This is a genomic window from Nitratidesulfovibrio oxamicus, from assembly GCF_015731765.1.
GTDB classification, from domain to species: Bacteria; Desulfobacterota; Desulfovibrionia; order Desulfovibrionales; family Desulfovibrionaceae; genus Cupidesulfovibrio; species Cupidesulfovibrio oxamicus.
The window spans coordinates 42,537-50,074 of the sequence record NZ_VRYY01000221.1 but is presented as its reverse complement, the minus strand read 5'-3'; the positions used below and the strand labels follow the sequence as shown (position 1 = coordinate 50,074).

Sequence of the window (7,538 nt, the reverse complement as noted above, 5' to 3'; positions counted from 1 at the left end):
GCGAGCGCGGCGTGCAGGTGCTGGGGCCAGCCCCTTCGCCGCTGCCGCTGCTGCGCGGACGCAAGCGCTTCCAGTGCCTGCTGAAGGCCGACGACTGGCCGAGCATCCGTTCGCTGTTCGGGGCGGCGGGGGCCACGCCGGGCATCGGCCACCTGCGCATCTCGCTGGATCTGGATCCCGTCAATATGCTGTAACCCGCGCCGAGGCGCGGCGCCAAGGATACCCTCATGATCATCGTCGTCCGCAAGTGCAGCGACTGTCCCTTCTGCAGCCAGGGCGAACCCGCCCGCTGCAACCTTTCCACGCCCAAACACCGTCCGCTGGACATCGCGCTGGACCGCCCCACATGGTGCCCGTTGCGACGGGAGCAGGCCATCGTGCGCGAAGCCTCTTAGCCGTCTGGCGCGGAGGATTCTGGCGCGTCTGCGTGCAACGCCCCTATGCGCGCGCGGGCAGGCACGCATTCGGGCGTTGCACGCAGTGCCGCGTCTGGCATATGATGTATCCGGCGATCGTTCTTCAAACAGCGGTCGCCTGTTCCAAGAAGAGGCGCACCGGGCGGGGGAAGCATAGGGCAGTACGGGGTAGTTATGAACAATGCCGACATCCTCATTCTTGTGGTGGATGACGAAGAGATGGTGCGCGAAAACCTCGAGGCGTACCTCGAGGATGAAGGGTTCCGGGTGGTTACGGCAGGAAGCGGCGAAGACGCGCTTGATCTGCTGGAACGCCATAGGCCAGACGTGGGCATCATTGACATGCGCCTGCCGGGAATGAGCGGCAACGATTTCATCATTCGTGCCCATCAGGCGCTGCCCGCGTTGCGCTACCTCATCCACACCGGCTCGACCAACTACAAGCTGCCGTCGGAACTCATTGCCATCGGCGTGCAACGCGCCGACGTGTACATCAAGCCGTTGCAGAACATGGACGATCTGGTGCAGGGCATCATCCGCCGTCTTTCCGCGCCGGAGCGGGCATGAGTTCCGCCAACGGCTTTTCTGCCCCATCCGCTCCGCCCGGTACCTCCGGTTCGACATCCCCACCCGCCCCCCCCACCGTTGTCGTCATCGACGATGACACCATGGTGCGGCGCAGCATTACCGCCTACCTCGAAGACCTTGGCTACGACGTGCACGAAGGCACAGATGGCCGCACCGGCCTTGCGCTGGTGCGCGCGGTGCAGCCGGACGCTGTGCTCGTGGACCTGCGCATGCCCGGCATCGACGGCCTGGACGTGCTGCGCGAACTGGCGGTCGAGAGGCCGGACATGCCCACCATCGTGGTATCCGGCACCGGGGTCATGCAGGACGCCATAGAGGCGGTGCGCCGGGGGGCCTGGGACTTCATCCTCAAGCCCATCATGGATCTGGATGTGCTGGGCCATCGGGTACGCCTGGCCATCGAACAGGGGCGGCTGCGTGCGGAAAACCGTCGCTACCAGCAGAACCTGGCCGCAGAGGTGGCCGTGCGCACCCAGGAACTGGAGCAGGCCAGGATAGAGGCGGAATCGGCCAACCGCGCCAAGACCCAGTTCCTTGCCAACATCAGCCACGAACTGCGTACCCCGCTAAACGGCATCATCGGCCTGACCGAACTGCTTCTGGCCGCAGGACCGGCTGGCGAGCAGGAGGAGTGCCTGGGCATGGTGCGCCAGGCCGGGCTGGACTTGCTGTCCATCGTCAACAACCTGCTGGACATGTCCAGCATAGAGGCCGGTCGCATCACCCTCAACGAGGCCCCGTTCAACCTGCGCGAGACGGTGGGCGACCTGATCCGCGTCCTGGATGTGCAGGCTCGCTGGAAGAACCTGACCCTTGCCTGCCATGTGTCCCCGGATGTGCCCGACCGTTTGATGGGCGACGCCGCGCGGTTGCGCCAGGTGCTGACCAACCTGGTCATCAACGGCATCAAGTATACCGAGGTGGGCGGCGTCGCGCTGTCGGTGGAACTGGACGACGCTGCTCCAGGGGCGCCTGGTGCAGGGCAGGGAGCGCAGGCGGCACACGCGGGGGGAACGGTGGGGCTGCGCGTCACCGTTGAGGACACCGGGGTAGGCATTGCCGCCGAGAAGTGGGAGCGCATCTTCGAGCCGTTTACCCTGGCCGAGAATTTTCTTACCAAGAAGTACGGCGGCGCCGGGCTGGGCCTTGCCATCTCACGCGAGATAGCGCGGATGATGGGCGGCGACATCTCGGTGCGCAGCCAGGAAGGGGCGGGCAGTTCCTTCGCGCTGACCATGCGCTTTACCTTGGGGGAATCGGTCGCCCCGCGCCTGCGCGACGCCAGCCTGCCGGTGATTCGGGGCCTGAGCCGACGGCTGTGCATCATGGTGGCCGAAGACGACGTGATCAACCGCAAGTTGGCGGTGTATTTTTTCGAACGCATGGGGCACGACGTCATCACCGTGGCCAGCGGCATCGAGGTGCTTGCGGGGCTGGAACGCGAAGCCTGCGACCTGCTGCTGATGGACATCCAGATGCCCGAGATGGACGGCCTGGAAACGATACGCGCGTTGCGTGGCCGCAAGGGCGTTCCGTCGCAACTGCCTGTCATTGCCATGACGGCACATGCCATGGCGGGGGACCGGGAGCGCTTCCTGGCCGAAGGCATGGATGGCTACGTCTCGAAACCCGTGGATTTCGGGTGCCTGGTTGCCGAGATAGAGAACGTGCTGGGCGCGCGGGGCCTGCTGGACGGGCCTTTGGACAATCTGCGCGACGGCGCGCGGGATGGGACTGTGAACCGGCAGGACTGCCACGCCGAACCCGAATAGCGAAAGCACGTGGATGCCGCGCGCGCGGCATGCCGGGGCGCCGGGAAGGGACCAGGGGTCCGATTCCGGCGCCCCGATGTTTTGCGGGCGGGTAGGCCGCGGGGATGGCGGGTGGAGGGTGCAACGCTGCACCCGGTGCCGGATTGCAGGTGTGCAGTTTGGGCCGGGCCGGGGGCGGGACGTGCCAGAGATGTGCAAGAGCGCCGGGGTAGCACGGGCGAGCGTTACTTCTGTCGTGTTTCCGGGACGTTTCCGAATTGTTGCAAATCGTTGGCGAATCGGATAGCTAAAACCGATTGTGCTTAAGGGGTGCCGTGCTCCGGTACGTGCGTTCGGCCATTGGCCGAGAGGGAACGCGCGGGGGAACGGCAATCGTCATCCTGCCTGAAAAAGTCGGAACGTTCCGTGTGTACTCCCTTGGACGGTCAGCCGCGCCGGGGGGCTCTCTTCGCGCGTGCGCATCGTTCGGCGGCAGGCATACAAAACTCTAGGGGAGATCCATGAAGCGACTGAAATCGTTGGCTATGTCGTGCCTGCTGGTGTGCACCGCCATGGCGGGCACCGCGCAGGCCGAGGGCTTTGCCCTGTACGAATGGGGCGCGCGCGGCAACGCGCTGGCCGGCGCCATGGTGGCCCGCAAGCCCGATGCCTCTGCCGTGGCCTACAACCCGGCCCTGATGACCCAACTGGAAGGCACCCAGGTCATGGCTGGCGTGAGCGCCATCATCCCCAGCGCCAAGGTGGACGTGAAGTCCGGCGGCCAGACCTACACCGGTGAAGGTGCCGACAACGTGTGGACGCCCCCGCACGGCTACCTGACCACCCAACTCAAGGACAACCTGTGGCTGGGCATGGGCATCTACACCCGCTTCGGCCTGGGCACCGAATACGATGATGATCGCTGGGCTGGCCGCTACAACATCTACAATGCCGAAATCCAGACCATCTCGTACAATCCCAACATCGCGTTCAAGCTGACGGACAAGCTTTCCGCCGCCGTGGGGGTCGAGTTCATGACCCTGAAGCTGAACATGGACAAGAAGAGTGATCCCTCCGGCGGCAACAATCCCCTGAGGCCCGCCGCCGCCGAGGTGGATTCGAACCTTGAGGCCGACAGCTACGGCTGGGGCCTTACCGCCGGCCTGCACTACCAGTTCAACGACCAGTGGGCTGCGGGCGTGAGCTACAAGAGCCAGATCGAGCAGGAAGCCCGTGGCGACAACAACTTCACCATCGGGTCTTCGCTTACCAGCATTCCGCAGGTGGTTGGTGTCTATCAGGACTGCGACGTGAAGGGTTCGGTGACCCTGCCCGACATGGTGGCCTTCGGCGTGTCCTACACCCCCATTCCCGAACTGAGCATTGAAGTGGGGGCGCTGCTGACCCGCTGGTCCCTGTACGACAACCTGGCCATCTACCACGAGCCGCCCTTTTATGGCGGCCAGGGGGCGCTGGTAAACCAGGAGAAGGACTGGCGTGATGCCTGGCGCTATAGCATCGGCGTCGAGTACGCCGCCACTCCGTGGATGGATCTGCGCGCGGGCTACGTCTACGACGAATCGCCTGCCCGCAGCGGCAAGATCGACTACCTGATTCCCACCGATGACCGCCAGCTGTACAGCGTGGGTACCGGCTTCCACTGGGACAGCTACACCGTGGACCTGTCCTATACCTACATAGTGGCGTCCGACGCGGAATACGACAACCAGGGCGGCGGGATTTACGAAGGTTCCTCGCGCGATGGCCGTACCCACGTGTTCGGCCTTTCGCTGGGCTACAAGTTCTAGGCCGCCTTTTCACGCATGCACGGGGCCGCTCCTTCGGGGGCGGCCCTTTTGCGTTCGGGGTGGGGCAAGGCGGCAGACGGGCGCTGCACGCGTGGCGGCATGTACGAGGGGGGAAGGGATCGGCCTTTACCGCAGCGTGCAGGGGAGGAATCGGCGTGCACCGGGCGAGCAGTGGCGAAGTGGGCGTTTGTCGGAGGGGGGGCTGTCCTGCGCGTTTCAGTCACATGGCGCACTCCCATTGGCCGGTGCACGGCAGCGCGGGCATGAAGTCGCTGGTCTGACCGCCGCACATGGCCTTGGGACTCCCTGGCGGCGGGCAGGCACAGTGGCCAGTGCGGCGCCAGGCCGGTGACTGACCGCGCGTGGCATGGCGAATGCGTACGGAGCAGCGTCAGGGCATATGCTTGCACGGCAAACGGCACGCGACAGGCGGGCAAGGCCCTGCCGCCGGGGATATGCTGAGACGCTCCAGTAGATGCAGCACTGGGAGCCCCACTGGATGCGCTGGTGGAAGCGTGGGGGGGGGGCGCGACATGCGCCGCGTGGCGAGGCGGCCTTTCAGTAGCCTGCCGCACATGCATAAGGGCCCGTGCCGATACGGCACGGGCCCTTTGCGATCAGGTCGGGTCAGAACAGCGGCTAGAAGGTGCCCGCTTCCTTCTTCACGTCGAGGGCGATCTTCCACAGCACGGAAAGCACCATCAGGCCGATGGCGTAAACGCCCACGGTGACGAGAATTTCCGGGAAGGTGGGCGCGTACTCGGTCACCGTCTCGAAGGGGTTGGGGGTAAAGCCGCCGATCAAGAGGCCCAGGCCCTTGTCGATCCAGCTGGCGATGACCAGGATGCCCAGCGCCCAGGGCAGCACGCGCTCGTTGTCGCGGAACTGCGGGGGGATGAGCAGGCACAGCGACAGGATGGCCAGCACGGCCGCCGTCCACATCCAGCCCACCACCCACGAGGCGTGGCCATCGTGGCCCACGAACAGGAAGGTGAGCGGGTGCTGGTGGCCCGGCATGCCGCTGTAGAAGGCCGTGAACACTTCCAGCAGGAAGAAGAACACGTTGATGGCCATGGCGTAGGTGATGATCTTGGTCAGGGTCTGGATGGCTTCGCGGCCCGGATCGAACCCGGTCAGGCGGCGCAGCGCCATGACCAGCAACAGCAGGATGGCCGGACCGGAGGCAAAGGCCGAGGACAGGAAGCGGGCAGCCATGATGGCCGTCAGCCAGTAGTGGCGACCGGGCAGGCCCGCGTACAGGAAGGCGGTGACGGTGTGGATGGAGAACGCCCACACCACCGACAGATAGATGAAGAACTTGATCCACTTGGGCGGGTCAACATCGTGGCGCTCGGCTTCAAGGGTAACCCAGCCGACCAGTGCGTTGATGAACAGGTACCCCATCAGCACCATCATGTCGTAGAACATGATGGAGTTCGGCGTGGGGTGCAGGATGACGTTCAGCATGCGCTGCGGCTGCCCCATGTCGGTGACGATGAAGAGCATGCACATCAGCACGGCGGAAATCGCCATGAACTCGCCGAGGATGATCATCTTCTTGAACTTCTTGTAGTGATGGAAGTAGGCGGGCAACACCAGCATCACCGCCGAGGCCGCCACGCCGACGAAGTAGGTGAACTGCGAGATGTACAGCCCCCACGAAACGTCGCGGCTCATGCCGGTGATGGTCAGCCCGTACTGGAGCTGGAAGATGTACGCGAAGACGCCCAGGCCCGCGATGCTGCCGAGGAACAGCAGCCAGATGTAGAACGCCGGGGAGCCTTTCAGAACCTTCTCGATCATGGCTTCTCCTCCTACACGATGTAGTAGACGCCGGGCTGGGTCCCGATGGAGGGCTTGCGGCGAATGCTGAAGTTCTCGGCAAGGGCCTTGCGAACCGGCGAATTCGGGTCGTCGAGGTCGCCGAACAGGATGGCCCCGTTCGAAGCTTCGACGCAGGCGGGCAGCAGACCCACCTCAAGCCGTTCGGAGCAGAAGGTGCATTTTTCCACCACGCCGCGCATGCGGGTGGGGAAGGCGGGGTTCACGTCCTTCAGGTAGGGGCGCGGATCGCCGAAGTTGAAGCTGCGCGCGCCGTAAGGACACCCGGCCATGCAGAAGCGGCAGCCGATGCAGCGGTGGTAGTCCATCACCACGATGCCGTCGGCGCGCTTGAAGGTGGCCTTGGTGGGGCACACGCGCACGCAGGGCGGGTTTTCGCAGTGGTTGCAAAGCAGCAGGTAGTCCTTTTCGCGCACGGCGGGGGACAGGTGCTGGCTCATGTCGTCGGTGAACACCCGGTCGTACTTGTCGGTCCAGATCCACTTGATTTCCTGCTTGGTGGGAATCGAGGGGACGTTGTGGACGGAATGGCAGGCGTGGATGATGCGATCGTAGTCCTCGCGCGATTCCAGCTTGCGGGTGTCGATGACCATGGCCCAACGCTTGGCGGCAAGGTGCTTGCCGCCCACATCGTACTTGGCGCCCGGCATGTCCTTGGCGACGGCTTCGGCAGCGTCGAGCGCGCTCGAGGTGCCAAGGCCGAAGGCGGCAAGCCCGGCGATCTTCAGGAATTGTCTTCTGGTGGTGCTCATTACTGGTTCCCCCTCGGCGCCACATGGCAATCCCAGCAGTAGGGGCTCACGCTGTTGGAGTTGTGGCACTTGTCGCAGAAATCGGCCTTGTTGGCGTGACACTTCATGCAGGTGTTCTGCAGGCTGATGTCCCAGACCTTGCCGTTGGAGGCGACATAGGCGCGCTTGCCTTCGCGCAGGGCCTGGTCGCGCCACACGTCGAGAATGTGCATGTGCTCGGCGCGCATGTATTCGGCCGGTTCGATGCATTCCTTCTGGTCTGCGGGCATGGCCAGCTGCGGACGCTCGTACTTGGGCGTCAGCAGGTTGGACCAGAAGGGAAAGGTGAACAGCCCGACGAAGATCACGATGCCGGGGATGATGTATTTGCCGTTATACATG

The 7,538-nt window shown here is 64.4% G+C and carries 8 protein-coding genes; 5 read left to right on the top strand and 3 right to left on the bottom strand.

Annotated features, from left to right (window positions below; translation table 11 throughout):
* From FVW20_RS08955 to FVW20_RS08935, 5 genes are all read left to right on the top strand, one after another.
* Positions 1–194 (top strand): hypothetical protein (locus FVW20_RS08955; RefSeq protein WP_196609138.1); only part of this gene is annotated, 194 nt, incomplete at its 5' end.
* A gap of 33 nt (positions 195–227) precedes the next feature.
* A complete protein-coding gene (locus tag FVW20_RS08950; RefSeq protein ID WP_196609137.1) occupies positions 228–395 on the top strand; it encodes a hypothetical protein in 168 nt (55 codons plus the stop codon).
* Between the two features lie 195 nt (positions 396–590).
* Positions 591–983, top strand: coding sequence for a response regulator (locus FVW20_RS08945; protein WP_196609136.1), 393 nt, complete (start codon positions 591–593; stop codon positions 981–983).
* Positions 980–2,776, top strand: a complete 1,797-nt coding sequence (locus FVW20_RS08940; RefSeq protein ID WP_196609135.1) for a response regulator — start codon at positions 980–982, stop codon at positions 2,774–2,776. The genes FVW20_RS08945 and FVW20_RS08940 overlap by 4 nt, the downstream gene beginning before the upstream one ends.
* Before the next feature lie 500 nt (positions 2,777–3,276).
* Positions 3,277–4,563 carry an OmpP1/FadL family transporter gene (locus FVW20_RS08935; protein ID WP_196609134.1) on the top strand — a complete coding sequence of 429 codons (1,287 nt, stop codon included), beginning with the start codon at positions 3,277–3,279 and terminating at the stop codon, positions 4,561–4,563.
* A gap of 639 nt (positions 4,564–5,202) precedes the next feature.
* Here the strand turns inward: FVW20_RS08935 and dsrP are convergent.
* From dsrP to dsrJ, 3 genes are read right to left on the bottom strand one after another with little or no spacing between them, the layout of a single operon-like run.
* On the bottom strand, positions 5,203–6,366 hold the full coding sequence (dsrP, locus tag FVW20_RS08930) for a sulfate reduction electron transfer complex DsrMKJOP subunit DsrP (protein WP_196609133.1): 1,164 nt from the start codon (positions 6,364–6,366) through the stop codon (positions 5,203–5,205).
* An 11-nt stretch (positions 6,367–6,377) separates the two neighbouring features.
* Positions 6,378–7,157 carry a sulfate reduction electron transfer complex DsrMKJOP subunit DsrO gene (dsrO, locus tag FVW20_RS08925; RefSeq protein ID WP_196609132.1) on the bottom strand — a complete coding sequence of 260 codons (780 nt, stop codon included), beginning with the start codon at positions 7,155–7,157 and terminating at the stop codon, positions 6,378–6,380.
* Positions 7,157–7,537 (bottom strand): sulfate reduction electron transfer complex DsrMKJOP subunit DsrJ, encoded by a 381-nt coding sequence (dsrJ, locus tag FVW20_RS08920; protein ID WP_012611237.1) that lies wholly within the window; start codon positions 7,535–7,537, stop codon positions 7,157–7,159. The genes dsrO and dsrJ overlap by 1 nt, the downstream gene beginning before the upstream one ends.
* Position 7,538 lies beyond the last annotated feature (1 nt).

Bases quoted from the DNA above. Each gene is read 5' to 3' on its own strand.
- dsrJ (WP_012611237.1), bottom strand. From the start codon at position 7,537: ATGTATAACGGCAAATACATCATCCCCGGCATCGTGATCTTCGTCGGG.
- FVW20_RS08950 (WP_196609137.1), top strand. From the start codon at position 228: ATGATCATCGTCGTCCGCAAGTGCAGCGACTGTCCCTTCTGCAGCCAG.
- FVW20_RS08940 (WP_196609135.1), top strand. From the start codon at position 980: ATGAGTTCCGCCAACGGCTTTTCTGCCCCATCCGCTCCGCCCGGTACC.
- dsrP (WP_196609133.1), bottom strand. From the start codon at position 6,366: ATGATCGAGAAGGTTCTGAAAGGCTCCCCGGCGTTCTACATCTGGCTG.
- FVW20_RS08945 (WP_196609136.1), top strand. From the start codon at position 591: ATGAACAATGCCGACATCCTCATTCTTGTGGTGGATGACGAAGAGATG.
- dsrO (WP_196609132.1), bottom strand. From the start codon at position 7,157: ATGAGCACCACCAGAAGACAATTCCTGAAGATCGCCGGGCTTGCCGCC.
- FVW20_RS08935 (WP_196609134.1), top strand. From the start codon at position 3,277: ATGAAGCGACTGAAATCGTTGGCTATGTCGTGCCTGCTGGTGTGCACC.